The sequence below is a fragment of the Dyella terrae genome, assembly GCF_022394535.1.
Lineage (GTDB): Bacteria > Pseudomonadota > Gammaproteobacteria > Xanthomonadales > Rhodanobacteraceae > Dyella.
On sequence record NZ_CP089414.1, the window covers coordinates 523,969 to 540,144 of the forward strand.

Below are 16,176 nucleotides of genomic sequence, written 5' to 3' on the forward strand. Positions count from 1 at the left end.
CTGCTGACTGCTTCAACCCGGAAAGGATTTATGCACATCAACCTGCCCACCTGGCTGACCTTGTTCCGTGTGCTGCTATTGCCGGTCATGGTGGTGGTGTTCTATTGGCAGTTTCCGGGCCACAACATCACGGCCGCCATCGTATTCATGCTGGCGGCCATCACCGACTGGCTGGACGGCTACCTGGCGCGGCGCATGAATCTCACCTCGGCCTTCGGGGCTTTTCTCGACCCGGTGGCTGACAAGCTGATGGTGGCGGTCACCCTGTTTCTGCTGGTGGAGACGCATCGCGGCGGCTGGCCGGGCATCCTGATGGCGATAACGGCGGCGGTGATCGTGGGGCGTGAAATCAGCGTCTCGGCCCTGCGTGAATGGATGGCTGAGATCGGCATGCGCTCGACGGTAAGAGTGGCTTTCATCGGCAAGCTGAAGACCGCCATGCAGATGGTGGCGCTGGTGGTGCTGATCGTGCAGCACGAGAAGAGCGCCGAGGCGCTGCGCCTGTATCACATTGGCGAGGCGCTGCTGGTGGTCGCCGGCATTCTCACCATCTGGTCGGGCCTGTACTACCTGCGCGCGGCCTGGCCCAGCCTCCGGGGAGACGCGACGGGCCATCCGTTGCCGCGGAGCGAAGACTGAATATTGTTTGTGACAGGTGCTTGACGGCCGCGCATTACCCATTACAATGCGCGACTCCGATGCGGGAATAGCTCAGTTGGTAGAGCACGACCTTGCCAAGGTCGGGGTCGCGAGTTCGAGTCTCGTTTCCCGCTCCAGATTTCATTGATCGATGCATCGCGATCAGTAAAAAAGCGACCTCCGGGTCGCTTTTTTTATGGCTCACCACCAGGTGCTTCCTCTGCGGTGATCGCCAAGCGGGCTCATTGCGAGCGAGCAATGAGCCCGACGAGTCGGCACTATCAGTGCGTGTGCTTGCGATGCTCGATCGCCTGCTTCCGATAGAACGGATAGCAGATGGCAAGGCACACAAACCACAGCGGTGTATAGATCAGCCCCTGTAGCGTGTCCGCCTTCTGTGCAAACACCCACAGCACGAAAGCGAAGAACGTTAGCACCAGCCAGCACATCACTACACCGCCGGGCATCTTGAAGATCGACGTGGCGTGGCGCTCCGGATGCAATTTCCGGTAGCGCATGTAGGCGATCATGATCAGCGACCACACGAAGATGAAGCAGATGCTGGAGATCGTGGTGACGATGGTGAAGACCTTCATGACATCGCCTTCCTGGTAGAGCAGGAACACGCCGATAAAGAGCAACGCGCAGGAATAGGCCAGACCGTTGGCCGGCACGTTGTTGCTACTCAGCTTGGCGAACGGACGCGGTCCGAGTTTGCCGGCCGAAAGGCCGTAGAGCATGCGTCCCGTCGAATAAATGCCGCTGTTGGCCGACGATGTGGCGGAGGTGAGCACCACGAAGTTGATCAGGCTGGCGGCGATCGGAATGCCGATCAGCATGAACAGATTGACGAAGGGGCTGCGGTCCGGCACCACTTCGTTCCACGGCGTCACCGTCATGATCACCAGCAAGGCGAGCACGTAGAACACGATCACGCGGATGGGAATGGAGTTGATCGCCTTCGGCAGTGTCTTCTCCGGATCGCGCGCCTCAGCCGACGCAGTGCCGACCAGCTCGATGCCGACGAAGGCGAACACCGCGATCTGGAATGCCGCCATAAATCCGCTGCCGCCGTGCGGGAACCACCCGCCGTTGGCCCACAAGTTCGATACCGCGGCCTTGGCACCCGAAGGCGAGGTGAAACCGATAGCGATCAGCACGATGCCAACGGCGATCAACGCCACGATGGCGACGATCTTCACCAGCGCAAACCAGAATTCCATCTCGCCGAACAGCTTCACTGTCAGCAGGTTCAGGCTGAGCAATAGCCCGATGCATACTGCGCCGGGCAGCCACAGGGGCACGCCCGGTGCCCAGAATTGGATGTAGCCCGTAATGGCGGCCACATCTGCGATGCCGGTGACCACCCAGCAGAACCAGTAGGTCCACCCAGTGAAGAAGCCAGCGCAAGGGCCGAGCAGGTCGTAATTGAAATCGACGAACGACTTGTAATGCAGATTGGACAGCAGCAGCTCGCCCATCGCGCGCATCATGAAGAACAACACGCTGCCGATGATGGCGTAGGCGAAGATCACCGAAGGGCCAGCCAGGCTGATGGTCTTGCCCGACCCCATGAACAGGCCGGTGCCGATGGCGCCACCAATGGCGATCAGCTGTAGGTGGCGGTTGCGCAAATTGCGCTGCAGGTGGTGCTCGGTGCCTTCGGTGGCAACGGCAGTATCGTGGCTCTGCATCGGCGGCCCGGTCCCCTCGGAAGCTTGGCGGAAGGGGCCATCTTAGGGCCTGTTAACCCTATTCGCGTAGCCCGCGTTGCTTGTCCGTAGCTGGCCGGTGGTGGTGCGTGGCGCTGGCCTGGCTGGTGGCCAGGTCAAGCCGCGCGCTGCCGCCGGGCGGCTACGGACAAGCAACCTTCGGGCTGGGTCTTTTTGCCCGCCATACTGCGTCATCACTCAGTCGTGTACGGACGTACACTCCTTCGCTCTTCCTTGTCTGGCGGGCAAAAAGATCCCAGCGCGGGCCACGCGAATAGGATTAACAGGCCCTATGATTTCTTGGCCGGGCTAACTGGCCGGGGCCTTACTGCGCGTCGTGGAAGATGATGCCCAGCGTATGGCGCTGCCCGTCGCGGATCGGGCTGACGCCGTGGCGCATGGCCACCCGGTACGTGCCTCGCGTACCGCTGACTGGGCGATGGTTGACCGCAAAGATCACCGCGTCGCCTTGGCGAAGCGGCACCACCTCGACGCGCGACTGCATGCGCGGCCGTTGCTCGGTGAGTACGAATTCGCCGCCGCTGAAATCACGTCCGGGCTCGGACAGCAGAATGGCCACCTGCAACGGAAATACGTGTTCGCCGTACAGATCTTGATGCAGGCAGTTGTAGTCGCCGGGGCCGTACTGCAACAGCAGGGGCGTGGGGCGCCGCTGTTCCGCGGCATGGCAGCGGGCGAGAAAACTGTCGAGCGTATCGGGAAACGTCGTGTTGATGCCCAATTGCGCATGCCATGCATTGGCAACATGGGCGAGATGCGGATAGCACAGCGTGCGCAGTTGTTGCACAAGCGCAGGCAGAGGGTAGGAGAAGTACTTGTACTCACCGCGCCCGAAGCCATGTTTGGTCATCACCACGCGGCTGCGGAAACCGTTCTGCTGCGCGTAAAGCGTCGATATCGCTTCGCACGCGCCGGCTTCCAGCAGGCCTGGCAGTCGCGCACTGCCCGTTGCGTTCAATTGTTCGGTGATCGCACCCCAATCACTATCGTGCAGACGCTGCGCGAGTGAAGGGCTGATGGATGTCATGATCATAGGATGGCTCTGGCGTGCATCGACACAGCATGTACGCGTACGGCACTCATGAACATCCGGTTCTTGCGCTGCGCAAGAATCCCCCCGCGGTGATGTTCAGCCTGGGGCTGCAGAGCGCCAGCGTGTGGGCGTGTCGCCCTCCCATTGGCGGAAGGCGCGATTGAACGAATTGAGTTCCTCGAAGCCCAGTAGGAAGGCGATTTCTCCCGTGTCCAGGTCGGTGGCATCCAGTAGCCGACGTGCGAGATGGTGGCGAACCTGATCAAGCACCTGCTGGTAGCTCGTACCGGCTTCACCGAGCCGGCGTTGCAGCGTGCGGCTACTCAGATGCAGGGTGTCGGCGACCTGGGCCATGCGCAAGTGACCGCCGCGCATGCCTCGCGCGAGCACGTTCCACACCCTATCCCGTAACGGTGTGGCGGCGGTCTGTTCGCGCAGGGAGCCTTCCAGGACCGGGAGCAGGTCGGTGAGGTATCCATCGTCGTGTGTGACGAAGGGCAATTCCAGGTCTAAGCGCTGATAGACGATGCGATCTTGCGGCGCGTTGAAGCGCAGCTCGCAGCGGAAGTGCGCGTGCAGTAGCTCGCCGTCGACCGGCCGCCGGGTCAGTTCGATGCGACGCAAGTGCAGGGGGCGCCCCGTGCCACGTTCGGCCAGGGCAAAGTTGGAGGCGAAGATGGCATCGACGAGCAACTGCGGCGCATGGCCCTCCGCCAACATCCAGCGCATAGACACCGCAGCCTCATCGCGCGTGAGTTCTACCACCACATCTTCGGGGCAGGTCAGACGCTTGTAGCGCGCCAGCTTGTCGAGGGCGTCGCCCAATGTGCTGGCGTGCAGGGCGGCAGCGGTCACCATGTCGTAGACCTCGTGCCGCGTGCCGTCGCCGAGCTTCAAGCCCAGCAATGGATCACGGCAGATAGTCTCAACGGCATGCCAGAACGCGAAGAACTGTGCGGTGGTCACCACCGGACGCGGCACTTCCATGAGATCCAGCGACAGGCCCGCGTGCGTCAGCACCGCGGGCACGTCGAGGCCGATCTCGGTCATGCGCACGAAGGCGCCACGGCTGAGCGGGATCTGATCGGCTCTCATTGTTGGGTTACCCGAGCGGATGTGATCAGATTACCGATTGCACCATCCGGTCGCGCTCTTCGGCGGCTTCCGGTGTCAGGTCGAAATCGGTCGAGAGGCTGAGCGTACGCCATTTTGCGTCCTCAGCAGCCATCTTCGCGGACTGTTGTTCGGCCAGGAATACTGCATCCGACCCCAGCAACAGACGCAACGGCGGCTGCGGTTCGCGCGCGATGGCCAAAATGGCTTGTGCAGCCTTGGTCGGATCGCCGGTTTCGTTGCCCACGTAGCTGCGGCGCGCGTTGAGCATGGGAGCGAGTACGGCGGTGTATTCCGAATTGGCCGCTGGCTCGAACACCGTCATGGACGGGCCACCCCAATCTGTGCGGAAACCACCTGGCTCGATCAGCGTCACGTGGATGCCGAAACCGGCGACTTCCTTGGCCAGCACTTCCGAAAAACCTTCCACTGCCCATTTGGCAGCCTGATAGGCACCAAGCCCCGGCACGCCGATGCGTCCACCGATCGACGAGAACTGGATGATGTGGCCGGAACGCTGTTTGCGCAGCACGGGGAGGGCTGCGCGGGTCACGTTTACGGTGCCGAACAGATTGGTTTCTACCTGGGCGCGGAAATCGGCATCGCTGCCTTCCTCAATCGTGGCCAGGTTGCCGTAGCCGGCGTTGTTGACCACGACGTCGAGACGTCCGAAGGCGTCGAGGGCTGCCTGGATGGCAGCCTGTGCCGCTTTGGCGTCCGTCACGTCGAGCGCAACCGTTTTCACCTGGCTGCCGTAGCGCTCCACCAACGAGGCGAGCTGGGCCGGCTGGCGGGCCGTGGCGACGAGCTGGTGGCCGGCGTCAAGCACGGCTTCCGCCAATGCTTTGCCGAAACCGCGCGAACTACCGGTGATAAGCCAAACCTGGGACATGGGTAACCTCCTGCTGGGGTCATGTGGGTAGACAGACCTTAGGAGGCGGGCCGGGGCGGCGGGTAATCCGATTGCGCCAAAAGTGGCACGGCTGGATTACCAGGTGAGGTCGTCGGGCACCTGTAGTGCAGGCTGCGGTCGCAAAGGTTCTGTGGCGAATGGCGACTCGGCTCGGAAGCGACGATCGGCTCGAGGCTCTGCGGCGGCGGCCTGATCGCTACCTATAGCGATGAACGCGTATCGTAAGAAATTCAAGATTTGAGGCTTCATGCCGCTAAGAAGTGTTAACTATGGTGCATCGGTTGCCAAGTAGTCCTTCTCGAGACTTATCTCGGCACCCTGGCTTTTGACCTCAGCGGGACTCAAAGGCAGACTTGGTTTTGGGGCGATCTTAAAGAATGAGATTAATCGTATTTATCATGGAGCTTCGAAATGCTTTTGGGTCAGGACGCTAACGCGCTTTTTTGCCTTTTTAGGTACCAGATTCTTCCGATCAATCGAAACCTCACTGATGGGCTTTTCCAAGGTTCGTCGGATGTTAGCGCTCTTTTGGCGAGGAAAAACGATTACTTCTCAGAGGCGCTTCTTTCCGCTCAGCGTCTCATATCTAGGGGAGTCCGCGTAGAGCACAGTCTAGTCCATCAGGTCGGGGATTTTTATCTCTTTAAGATGGCGGCGAACCGGCATCTTCGCCGTGAAACCAGGGATTTCAAGAAGGAGGATTTGGATAACTGGCCTGCTGTATATGTCGCAATATGGAATGATCCCGATAGACAGATTATTGCAGTGCAACAGCGGGTGACTGCTTTCGCTGCTGCAATGACTCCTGCGAAGATTATTGAAGGCACAGCCAACGTTCACTTGGAGAAGTGGGGGCTGCGTGCACATGTGGAACCTCTATTCGAAGAGCGTGCGTTTTGGCAGCTCGTAAATGAGTACGGGTCGCGAATTAAGCGCCTTACTTTCGAGCTCGTAACACCGAATATGTCAAACATCTCGGCTTCGCTCGATGATGACTTGAAAAATTTGGCTAAAAGTACCAATACGGCGAAGACGAAGTTAACACTTGAGCCTGACCAAGCTGCGGTGCTCAATGTTGATTCAAATAATCCCGGCCTAACATCTCTTGTGGACTATGCGAGCAAGGGAGGTGGCGACGTCACATTGAAGATCAGAGGGGTGAAGAAAACAATGCGGGCACAAAAGGATATTCGTCAAATTGAGGTTGACTCAATCATCATGAATGGTGCTCCGGAGGCTGTCGTGGATATGCTAAAAGAAATATTGACGACGGAATGAAAAACGTTCTTCCGACAATTAGGTCGCTTGTTTTTGCATTTTCTTTAGGGTGCATGCTTGCGTTTACTCAGATACTTTTTAAGTCCACCACTGTTTCTGATTATCTTGCATTAAATCTACTTGCTATACTGGCCGGTCTCTTTGCGGTCAATTGTGCTACGCTGGGTCTCGTTTTGACCAGAATGAGTCAAATTATCGATTTTGAGCGAAGTGCTGATTTTAGTCAGGCAATTGCAAGCATGAAGTGGTCATTGTTGGAGCAGCTTTCACTGATATTTGTTTGCGTTGTATTTCTAATCATTCGTGGATCAAAAGTTCCATTTATTTTAGAGAATATTCACTCAATTTTTTTTGAGGCGCTTTTGTACTCCATTTTTTCTTATGGGTTGCTTGTGGCCTTTGATGTGGGTAATTCGATATTTGTAATTTTGAAGTACCGAAGGCAACCGTAATGCGCGGTATCTCCGGTAGCCCTAAGCCTCACCAAGCCAGGTCGTCGGGCACCTTGAACTGGCTGTAGAACTCGTCGTCTTCGCTGGCTGTGGCGTTTTCAGCCGACTTGCCGTGATCCAGCACGATAAGCGAAGCGTCGCGCTCGCGAATCTTGTCGGCGGCACCGCGCGGCAGCAGCTCATAACTATCGCCGGCGCGTACAACCACCAGCACGCCCTTGGCCAGTTGGGTACGCAGGGTTTCGCTCACCGGCATGCTGTGGATCTTGTCCCCATCGGTGAAGCGGTAGCTGATCTCACCTTCGCGCTTGACCTTGTTGGTCTCGATAATCTGGCGTACCTGCGCGCCGATTTCGCGCGCCTGCGCCTGGGCATTGCGTTCGGCGGCGAGGGCGCGGTCACGCTCGGCCTTTTCGGTCAGCAGCCGCTGCGCGTCGATCTTCTCTTCCGGAGGCGAGGCCATGCCTTTGCCCTGGCGTTGCTTGACCTGCTCGCGCGCTATCTGGTCGACCTTGCCCTTCTTGGCGAGACCGGCCTTGAGTAGTTGTTCCTGTAGAGGGTTGCGCATGGGAAATTCCGGGAAGCCTGACCGCAGATTGTAGCGCCGTTCTGCGACAGCTCTGGCTGACCTGCTCGGCGGAGGCGAGATCGTACGTGGCATCATGACCTGGGCAGGGGCGTCGGCGCCCGATGAAAAGGACATGCCGTGATACCGCGTTTCTCCGATCATTCGGCCAACGAGCGCACCTATCTGGCCTGGGTGCGTACTGCGATCTCGGTGATGGCGTTCGGCTTTCTGCTGGAGCGCTTCGATATCTTCCTGCTCTTCACCACGCGGGCCGCCGAACGCGCAGCCGAGGGGCTTCATACGCGTGCCTCGCAATGGCTGGGGCTGGGCTTGCTGCTGGTGGGTGCGCTGATGATCGTCGGCGCCACGCTGCGCTTCTATCGCAACCGGCGCGCGATCGAGTCGGCGGAGTCGTCGATGTACGGGGATTCCTGGGTGGCGCGGGCGATGGCCATACTGCTCGTGCTGATGGCGATCTTCCTCACGGGATACGTGGCCAGGCAGATTGCGGCACTGAGTTGAAGCGCAAGATCCGGATATAACGCAGCTGTTTACGTAGTTACCTTGCCCTGCCCGATGAAACGAGAAGGGCAGTGAGCATGAATCAACTCAAGGACAAGGTCGCCATCATCACCGGCGCCAGTTCGGGTATTGGATACGAAGCGGCAAAGCTGTTTGCCAAGGAAGGGGCAAAGGTTGTTGTAGGCGCGCGACGAAAAGCGGAGCTTGACGCGTTGGTCGCCGAGATCGAGCGTGCCGGCGGGCAGGCCATGGCGGTGGCCGGCGACATTCAGGACGAGGCTGTGGCTCGCCATCTGGTTGAAGTGGCCGTGGGCACCTTCGGTGGCCTGGATATCGCATTCAACAATGCGGGCATGACGGGTGACGCAAACCCCGTCCACGAGCTTTCGATCGCGTCGTGGAGCGAAACGCTGAACACCAATCTCACCGCGGCGTTTCTGGGTGCCAAGCATCAGATTCCCGCCATGTTGACCAGGGGCGGCGGCTCACTGATTTTTACATCCACCTTTGTGGGCCACACGGTGGGTTTTCCGGGAATGGGAGCATATGCGGCGAGCAAAGCTGGGCTTATCGGCCTGAGTAAGGTCATCGCGGCCGAGTACGGCGCGCAGGGCATTCGGTCGAATGCGCTCCTGCCGGGAGGCACGGATACGCCGATGGGGCGCGCAGTTGCCAATACCCCCGAGTCGCTTGCCTTTGTACAGGGTCTACATGCGTTGAAACGTCTGGCTAAACCGGCAGAGATTGCGCAGTCCGCGCTCTATCTAGCGTCAGATGCGTCGAGCTTTGTGACGGGAACGGCGATGCTCGTGGATGGCGGCGTTTCCATCACTCGAACCTGAGCTAAATCGCATCAAAAAACGGCGCCGTATCACTACGGCGCCGTTTTCATGTCCCACTTAGTGGCCGCGATCAGAGCGCTTCGAACACGCCTGCTGCGCCCATGCCGGTGCCGATGCACATGGTCACCATGCCGTACTTCTGCTTGCGACGGCGCATGCCGTGCAGCAGCGTGGCGGCGCGGACAGCGCCCGTGGCGCCCAGCGGGTGACCGAGCGCAATGGCGCCGCCCAGCGGATTCACCTTGGCCGGGTCGAGGCCCAGATCGCCGATGACGGCCAGCGCCTGTGCGGCAAACGCCTCGTTGAGCTCGATCCAGTCCAGCTGATCCTTGGTGAGGCCGACCTGCTTGAGCACCTTCGGAATCGCTTCCTTCGGGCCGATGCCCATGATCTCCGGCTTCACGCCAGCCACCGAATAGCCGACGAAGCGGCCGATCGGGGTGAGGTTGAACTCCTTGATCGCCTTCTCGCTGGCCAGAAGCAGCGCGCCCGCACCATCAGACATCTGAGAGGAGTTGCCGGCCGTCACTGAGCCGCCGAACTTGTCGTTGCGGAACACCGTGCGCAGCCTGGACAGCACGTCCAGCGTGGTACCGGCGCGCGGACCTTCGTCCGTGTCGATCAGGCGGCTGTCGGTGGTGATGCCGCGTGTGGCCAGGTCGGGGTAATGATCATCGAGCTGGAACGGGGTGATCTCGTCCTTGAATTCACCGGCGGCAATGGCAGCCAGCGCGCGGCGATGGCTTTCCACGGCGAAGGCGTCCTGCTGCTCGCGCGTGACCTTCCACTGTTCGGCGACCTTCTCGGCAGTGATGCCCATGCCGTAGGCGATGGCGACATCTTCCTTGTTGGCGAAGATGGCGGGATTCATCGCCACCTTGTGGCCCATCATCGGCACCATGCTCATGCTTTCGGTGCCGGCTGCAATCATCAGATCGGCCACGCCGAGCTGGATGCGATCAGCAGCCATGGCAATCGCCTGCACGCCCGACGAGCAGAAGCGGTTGATGGTGACGCCCGGCACGGTGTACGGCAGGCCGGCGAGCAGCGCACCGATGCGCGCCACGTTCATGCCTTGCTCGGCTTCGGGCATGGCGCAGCCGACGATCACGTCTTCGATGCGATGCGGATCGATACCCGGCGCCTGCGCCATCACGGCGCGGATCACGTGGGCGAGCATGTCGTCCGGACGGGTGTTGCGGAACACGCCGCGCGGCGCTTTGCCGACCGGCGTGCGGGTGGCGGCGACGATGTAGGCGTCTTGCACTTGCTTGGTCATGAGTTTTGCTCCGTGGCGTCGCGCGTGATTCGCGGCGACGCACTCAAAGTTTTTTGGTCGCGGGAAAGACGCGCTATCAGTTACGCAGCGGCTTGCCAGTGGTCATGGTGTGCGCGATGCGGGCCTGGGTCTTCTCGGTCTTGGCCAGCTCCACGAAGTGCTTGCGCTCCAGCTGGAGCAGCCACTCTTCGTCCACCTGCGAACCGCGCTCGATCTTGCCGCCGCACAGCGTGTCCGCGATGCGCGTGGCGATGGCCACATCATGCGGCGAGGCGAAATAGCCTTCCGCGAGATTGGCGAGCGAGGCCTGGAACGTAGCGGTGCCGACATCACCAGCGACTGGGATGTTGCGAGCCATCATCGGCGGACGCCAGCCGCTTTCGGCCAGCGACAGCGCAACCTTCTTGGCCACAAACAGCAGTTCGTAGGCGTTGAATACGACCACGTCGCTGTCGCGCAGTAGGCCCAACTGCTTGGCTTCCATTGCGCTGCCCGACACCTTCGCCATGGCGATCGTCTCGAACACTTTCTTCAGAGCTTCGAACGGATCTTCCGGGTTGGCCTTCGCGGCGCGGATGGCCAGCTCATGTAGACCACCACCAGCCGGCAGCAGGCCGACGCCCGCCTCGACCAGGCCGATGTAGCTCTCCAGTGCGGCAACGGTGCGTGCCGAGTGCATCTGGAACTCGCAACCGCCCCCCAAGGCGAGGCCACGCACGGCGGACACCACCGGCACCAGCGAATGCTTGATGCGCATGCTGGTGGCCTGGAAGTTGGCGACCATCTTCTCGAAGTCGTCGAACTTGCCAGCCTGTAGCAGGCCCAGCGCGCCCTTGAGATCAGCGCCAGCCGAGAACGGCTCGCCGGTCTGCCAGATCACCACGGCCTTGAGCTGCTGCTCGGCGACATCGATGGCCTGCTGCACGCCATTGAGCACGTGGTCGTTGACCGTGTTCATCTTGGTCTTGAACGAGATGATGCCCACGCCGTCGTCGCCCAGCGTCCACAGACGCACGCCGTCGTTCTCCCACACCGTGGTGCCCTGGTCGAACTTCTCGCCGAGGATCGGATCGGGGAACAGCTGGCGCTGGTAGACCGGGTGCTGCGAACGCGGTTTGTCGGTGTTGGCGCTGGCCGAGTACGAGCCGTTCTTGCCATGCACGCCGCTGCGGCCGTCGGTAACCCACGCAGGCAGCGGGGCCTTGCTCATGGCCTTGCCGGCGGCGATGTCTTCAGCGATCCAGCCGGCGACCTGCTGCCAGCCGGCGGCCTGCCAGGTCTCGAACGGGCCGAGCTTCCAGCCGTAACCCCAGCGGATGGCGAAGTCGACGTCACGCGCGGTGTCGGCGATGTCGGCCAGGTGATAGGCGCTGTAGTGGAACAGGTCACGGAACGTGGCCCACAGGAACTGTGCCTGTGGGTCATTCGACGCGCGCAGCTTGCCGAACTTCTCGGCCGGATCCTTGATGGCGAGGATGGCGGCGACTTCGTCAGACGCCTTCTGTTCGGACGGGCGGTAGTCCTGCTTGGCCACGTCGAGTACGACGATATCCTTGCCGGCCTTGCGATAGAAACCCGCGCCGGTCTTCTGGCCCAGTGCACCCTTTTCGATGAGGGCGGAGAGCCACACCGGTGCCTTGAAGTACTCGTGCCACGGATCATCGGCCAGCGTGTCGGCCATGGTCTTGATCACGTGCGCCATGGTGTCCAGGCCGACGACGTCGGCGGTGCGGTAGGTCGCACTCTTGGGACGACCCACGGCCGGACCGGTGAGCGCATCGACGGTGTCGAAGCCCAGGCCAAACTGCTGCGTGTGGTGCATGGTGGCCAGCATCGAGAACACGCCGATGCGGTTGCCGATGAAGTTCGGCGTGTCCTTGGCGTACACCACGCCCTTGCCGAGCGCCGTGGTCAGGAACGCCTCAAGGCCTTCCAGCACATTTTTGTCGGTGAGCTTGGTCGGGATCAGCTCGACCAGGTGCATGTAGCGCGGCGGGTTGAAGAAATGCACGCCGCTGAAGCGATGGCGCATTTCTTCCGGCAGTGCTTCGGCCAGGTTGTTGATCGACAGGCCCGACGTGTTGGATGCGATCACGGCGGTCGGCGACAGGTGCGAAGCGATCTTCTTGTAGAGATCCAGCTTCCAGTCCATCCGTTCGGCAATCGCCTCGATCACCAGGTCCACGTCCTTGAGATGATCAAGATGTTCGTCGTAGTTGGCCGGGATGATCGTCGCGGCGACGTTCTTGTCAGCCAGCGGGGCAGGGGAAAGCTTCTGCAGATTGGCGATGGCCTTCAGCGCGATGCCGCTCTTGGGACCGTCCTTGGCGGGCAGGTCGAACAGCACGGTTTCGACGCCGGCATTGCTCAGGTGCGCGGCGATCTGCGCGCCCATGACGCCGGCGCCGAGTACCGCGGCCTTGCGGATACGTAGCGCTTTGGGGATGGATGGAGCGGTCATTGGCTTCTCCGTAGTGCGAAACGCTGGGGGTGATGGAACGTTGGGTAGTGAGACGGGCGGCCGTAGTCGCCCGAAAGAATTCGGTGGTGTGTGATCAGGGGGACTTGAGGCCCGCGGCGGCGAAGCGGATGAGGTGCTCGGCGGTCTGTTCGCGGTGACGGTGCTCCGGCACGTCGCTCTTGCGCTGGATCATGCCGAAGCCCGACATGGCATGCGTCAACGCACCGGTCACCAGGTCCACGCGCCAGTACAGCTCCTCCTTGCTCAGGTTCGGCAGCAGGCGCGCGAATTCGGCGGTGAATTGGCGCATCACGTGGCCGTAGTTGTCCGACAAGAACTTGCGCAGGGTGTCGTCATGCTCGGCGAACGCCCGGGCCAGCACACGCATGAAGAGCGAACCATTGCCATCGTGGGAGAGCTCCAGTGCAGGCACGATGAAGGCAGCCAGCACGTCCTCGATGGTGGTATCGGGCTCCCCGGTGACCTTCTGCAGGGCCGCCATGCGGCGTCCGTTGAGCTGATCCAGGCGGCGGCGGAACACCTCTTCGATCAGGCGGTCCTTGGAGCCGAAGTGGTAGTTGACGGCGGCCAGGTTGACTCCGGCGGCAGAGGTCAGCTGGCGCAGCGAGGCGCCTTCGAAGCCGTGGCGGGCGAACAATTCCTCCGCCGCGCCGAGAATGCGTTCCTTGGTGGGCATGGAAGCACTGGAGACTGGCATGGTTCGCAACCCTGGTCAGGAATCAAACGATCGTTTGAGGATACGCGGGTCGATTTACGCTCGTCAAACGGTCGTTTCAGACAGTGCCCCAAAACCAGCGCCCGGCTTGCGTATCAGGTAGAATCTGTCAAACTTTCGTGAGCTAAATCCGTATATCTAGACAGGATTTGGCGTAAGTTCGCCGGTAACACGGCCGACCGCCCACTCAGATACCAGTTTTTCCGGAGCAGACCCACATGGCGCTGGAGCGCACCCTTTCCATCATTAAGCCCGACGCCGTTGTCAAGAACGTGATCGGTGAAATCTATGCACGCTTCGAGAAGGCAGGCCTCAAGGTCATCGCTTCGAAGATGAAGCAGCTGTCGCGCGCCGAAGCCGAAGGCTTCTACGCCGTGCACAAGGAGCGTCCGTTCTTCAACGCGCTCGTCGAGTTCATGATCTCTGGCCCGGTGATGATCCAGGTGCTGCAGGGTGATAACGCCATCCTGAAGAACCGCGACCTCATGGGCGCCACCAATCCGAAGGACGCCGCGCCGGGTACGATCCGCGCCGACTTCGCCGACTCCATCGACGCAAACGCTGTGCATGGTTCCGACGCCGCCGAAACGGCTGCCGTCGAAATCGCGTACTTCTTCGCGACGACGGAAGTTCATCCGCGCTGAGGCATGCAGTTGTGAACCAGGCAGTCATCATCAATCCGCCCGACAAGGTCAACCTGCTCGATTTCGATCGACAGGGCCTGCGGGATTTCTTCGCGCAACTCGGCGAGAAGCCGTATCGCGCCGAGCAGGTGATGAAGTGGATCTACCACCGCCTGGAAGACAACTTCGAAAACATGACCGATGTCGGCAAGACGCTTCGAGCCAAGCTCGAAGCGTCTTGCTACGTCGGTGTGCCCAAGACGATGTTCGACAAGGGCGCCGCCGACGGCACGCACAAGTGGCTGCTCGGCATGGACGGCGGTAACGCCGTTGAGGCGGTCTATATCCCTGAGCCCACCCGCGGCACGCTGTGTGTGTCTTCGCAGGTGGGTTGCGGCCTGAACTGCCAGTTCTGCTCCACTGCGACGCAGGGCTTCAACCGCAACCTCGCCACGTCCGAGATCATTGGACAGATGTGGGTGGCGGCCAAATACCTCGGCAACGTCACGCACCAGAATCGCCGCATCACCAACGTGGTGATGATGGGCATGGGCGAGCCGTTGCTGAACTTCGACAACGTCACCAAGGCCATGAGCCTGATGCGCGATGATCTGGGCTTTGGCCTTGCGTCCAAGCGCGTCACGCTATCCACCGCTGGCCTGGTGCCGATGATCGACAAGTTGTCCGAAACCATCGATGTGTCGCTGGCCGTGTCGCTGCATGCCGCCAACGATGAGCTGCGTACGGAACTCGTGCCGCTCAACAAGCGTTATCCCATCGCCGAATTGATGGCGTCTTGCCAGCGCTGGCTGGATCGCAAGCCGCGCACGTCCATCACGTTCGAGTACACCCTGATGAAGGGTGTCAATGACCAGCCCGAGCACGCGCGCCAGCTGATCAAGCTGATGCGTCGCATGCCGACGTGCAAGGTCAACCTGATTCCGTTCAATCCTTTTCCTGGCACGCGTTTCGAGCGCTCCGACGTCGAAACCATTCGCGCCTTCCAGACCCAGTTGCTCAATGCCAACGTGCTCACCATGTTGCGCCGTACCCGAGGCGACGACATCGATGCGGCATGTGGTCAGCTCAAAGGGCAGGTTTTGGATCGCACCCGTCGTCAGGCCGAGTTTCTAAAGCGTCTGGACGAAGGGGCGAGCCATGCGGCTTGATCGAATTCTGCTGAGTGCGGGTGCGGCCATGCTCATGGCGGCCTGCGTGCCCGTGTCCAATACCAATACGTCCACACCGCCTCCGGACAAGATTCCGCGCACGACCAAGGCGGAGCAGAAGCAAGAGGGTGCTCGCGTCCACACTGAGCTGGCCCAGCAATACTTGGTCAACGGTGACCTGGAAGATGCACTGGTCAAGATCAACAAGGCCTTGCAGTTCGACCCTAATTACGTGCCCGCCCACACCGTCGCCGCGGTGATCTACGAGCGCATCAACGACATGCCCAATGCCGAGTTGCACTATCGCAAGGCGCAGTCGCTGGCTCCGGACAAGGGTGACACCAATAACAACCTCGGCTGGTTCCTGTGCAGCCGTGAGGGCAAGACGGCCGAGGCATTGCCGTATTTCCAGAAGGCCGTGGCCGACCCGTTCTACCAGACCCCGTCGTTGGCCTGGAACAACGCTGGCATCTGTGAGCAGAAGGCACAGAACCTGCCGGGTGCCGAGGCAGACTTCCGCAAGGCGCTTGAAATCGATCCAAACAACGGTGGGGCGTTGTATCAGCTCGCCAATGTGCTTTATCTTCAGAACGATGCGTTCCGCGCGCGTGCCTTCATCCAGCGATTCGATGCGCTGGGTCAGCCGACCGCGGCATCACTCAAGCTTGGGCACGACATAGAATCACGGTTGGGCAACAGGGATGCTGCTCTTAACTACAGTAGGCGACTGCAAAGCCAGTTCCCGGATTCGGAACAGGCGCGCGCCCTCGACGCAACCGCACGCCAATGACCTCTCAGCAGTCAAATCCGGCCGA

16 protein-coding genes and 1 tRNA gene are annotated in these 16,176 nt (G+C 60.7%); 9 read left to right on the top strand and 8 right to left on the bottom strand.

Annotated features, from left to right (window positions below):
• Positions 1 to 30: 30 nt before the first annotated feature.
• Together pgsA and DYST_RS02060 are read left to right on the top strand one after the other, a co-directional pair.
• Entirely contained in the window at positions 31 to 639 is a 609-nt protein-coding gene (gene pgsA / locus DYST_RS02055; protein WP_239949660.1) for a CDP-diacylglycerol--glycerol-3-phosphate 3-phosphatidyltransferase, read from the top strand.
• Between the two features lie 61 nt (positions 640 to 700).
• A tRNA-Gly gene (locus DYST_RS02060) sits at positions 701 to 776 on the top strand.
• A 144-nt stretch (positions 777 to 920) separates the two neighbouring features.
• Here the strand turns inward: DYST_RS02060 and cycA are convergent.
• The 4 genes from cycA to DYST_RS02080 form a co-directional block, all read right to left on the bottom strand.
• The gene (gene cycA, locus DYST_RS02065; protein ID WP_239949662.1) at positions 921 to 2,333 is read right to left on the bottom strand and encodes a D-serine/D-alanine/glycine transporter; all 1,413 of its coding nucleotides are present in this window, start codon (positions 2,331 to 2,333) and stop codon (positions 921 to 923) included.
• Between the two features lie 343 nt (positions 2,334 to 2,676).
• Positions 2,677 to 3,405: a 2OG-Fe(II) oxygenase gene (locus tag DYST_RS02070; protein ID WP_239949664.1), complete on the bottom strand. Its 729-nt coding sequence runs from the start codon at positions 3,403 to 3,405 to the stop codon at positions 2,677 to 2,679.
• A 96-nt stretch (positions 3,406 to 3,501) separates the two neighbouring features.
• Positions 3,502 to 4,500 carry an AraC family transcriptional regulator gene (locus DYST_RS02075; protein ID WP_239949666.1) on the bottom strand — a complete coding sequence of 333 codons (999 nt, stop codon included), beginning with the start codon at positions 4,498 to 4,500 and terminating at the stop codon, positions 3,502 to 3,504.
• A 25-nt stretch (positions 4,501 to 4,525) separates the two neighbouring features.
• Positions 4,526 to 5,410 carry an oxidoreductase gene (locus tag DYST_RS02080; protein ID WP_239949668.1) on the bottom strand — a complete coding sequence of 295 codons (885 nt, stop codon included), beginning with the start codon at positions 5,408 to 5,410 and terminating at the stop codon, positions 4,526 to 4,528.
• A gap of 432 nt (positions 5,411 to 5,842) precedes the next feature.
• Here DYST_RS02080 and DYST_RS02085 point away from each other — a divergent pair, with 432 nt between their 5' ends.
• Positions 5,843 to 6,709 (top strand): hypothetical protein, encoded by an 867-nt coding sequence (locus DYST_RS02085; protein ID WP_239949670.1) that lies wholly within the window; start codon positions 5,843 to 5,845, stop codon positions 6,707 to 6,709.
• The gene (locus DYST_RS02090; protein ID WP_239949672.1) at positions 6,706 to 7,161 is read left to right on the top strand and encodes a hypothetical protein; all 456 of its coding nucleotides are present in this window, start codon (positions 6,706 to 6,708) and stop codon (positions 7,159 to 7,161) included. The genes DYST_RS02085 and DYST_RS02090 overlap by 4 nt, the downstream gene beginning before the upstream one ends.
• 28 nt (positions 7,162 to 7,189) lie before the next feature.
• Here the strand turns inward: DYST_RS02090 and DYST_RS02095 are convergent, their stop codons facing one another.
• Complete coding sequence (locus DYST_RS02095) at positions 7,190 to 7,729, bottom strand: DUF2058 domain-containing protein (protein WP_239949674.1); 540 nt, start codon at positions 7,727 to 7,729, stop codon at positions 7,190 to 7,192.
• Positions 7,730 to 7,867: 138 nt separating this feature from the next.
• Between DYST_RS02095 and DYST_RS02100 the strand changes: the two genes are divergently transcribed.
• Both DYST_RS02100 and DYST_RS02105 read left to right on the top strand, forming a co-directional pair.
• Entirely contained in the window at positions 7,868 to 8,251 is a 384-nt protein-coding gene (locus DYST_RS02100; RefSeq protein WP_102304682.1) for a YidH family protein, read from the top strand.
• A gap of 77 nt (positions 8,252 to 8,328) precedes the next feature.
• Positions 8,329 to 9,093, top strand: a complete 765-nt coding sequence (locus DYST_RS02105) for an SDR family oxidoreductase (RefSeq protein ID WP_239949676.1) — start codon at positions 8,329 to 8,331, stop codon at positions 9,091 to 9,093.
• A gap of 70 nt (positions 9,094 to 9,163) precedes the next feature.
• Here DYST_RS02105 and DYST_RS02110 read toward each other — a convergent pair whose 3' ends face one another.
• The 3 genes from DYST_RS02110 to DYST_RS02120 all read right to left on the bottom strand — a co-directional run bounded on the left by DYST_RS02110 (position 9,164) and on the right by DYST_RS02120 (position 13,551).
• Positions 9,164 to 10,372, bottom strand: coding sequence for an acetyl-CoA C-acyltransferase (locus DYST_RS02110; RefSeq protein WP_239949678.1), 1,209 nt, complete (start codon positions 10,370 to 10,372; stop codon positions 9,164 to 9,166).
• 76 nt (positions 10,373 to 10,448) lie between these two features.
• On the bottom strand, positions 10,449 to 12,833 hold the full coding sequence (locus DYST_RS02115) for a 3-hydroxyacyl-CoA dehydrogenase/enoyl-CoA hydratase family protein (protein WP_239949680.1): 2,385 nt from the start codon (positions 12,831 to 12,833) through the stop codon (positions 10,449 to 10,451).
• A 94-nt stretch (positions 12,834 to 12,927) separates the two neighbouring features.
• Positions 12,928 to 13,551: a TetR/AcrR family transcriptional regulator gene (locus DYST_RS02120; RefSeq protein WP_102304678.1), complete on the bottom strand. Its 624-nt coding sequence runs from the start codon at positions 13,549 to 13,551 to the stop codon at positions 12,928 to 12,930.
• Positions 13,552 to 13,787: 236 nt separating this feature from the next.
• Between DYST_RS02120 and ndk the strand changes: the two genes are divergently transcribed.
• From ndk to pilW, 3 genes are read left to right on the top strand one after another with little or no spacing between them, the layout of a single operon-like run.
• Positions 13,788 to 14,213: a nucleoside-diphosphate kinase gene (gene ndk, locus DYST_RS02125; protein ID WP_102304677.1), complete on the top strand. Its 426-nt coding sequence runs from the start codon at positions 13,788 to 13,790 to the stop codon at positions 14,211 to 14,213.
• Between the two features lie 11 nt (positions 14,214 to 14,224).
• Positions 14,225 to 15,361, top strand: a complete 1,137-nt coding sequence (gene rlmN, locus DYST_RS02130; RefSeq protein ID WP_199179065.1) for a 23S rRNA (adenine(2503)-C(2))-methyltransferase RlmN — start codon at positions 14,225 to 14,227, stop codon at positions 15,359 to 15,361.
• A complete protein-coding gene (pilW, locus tag DYST_RS02135; protein WP_239949682.1) occupies positions 15,351 to 16,151 on the top strand; it encodes a type IV pilus biogenesis/stability protein PilW in 801 nt (266 codons plus the stop codon). The genes rlmN and pilW overlap by 11 nt, the downstream gene beginning before the upstream one ends.
• Positions 16,152 to 16,176: the final 25 nt, after the last annotated feature.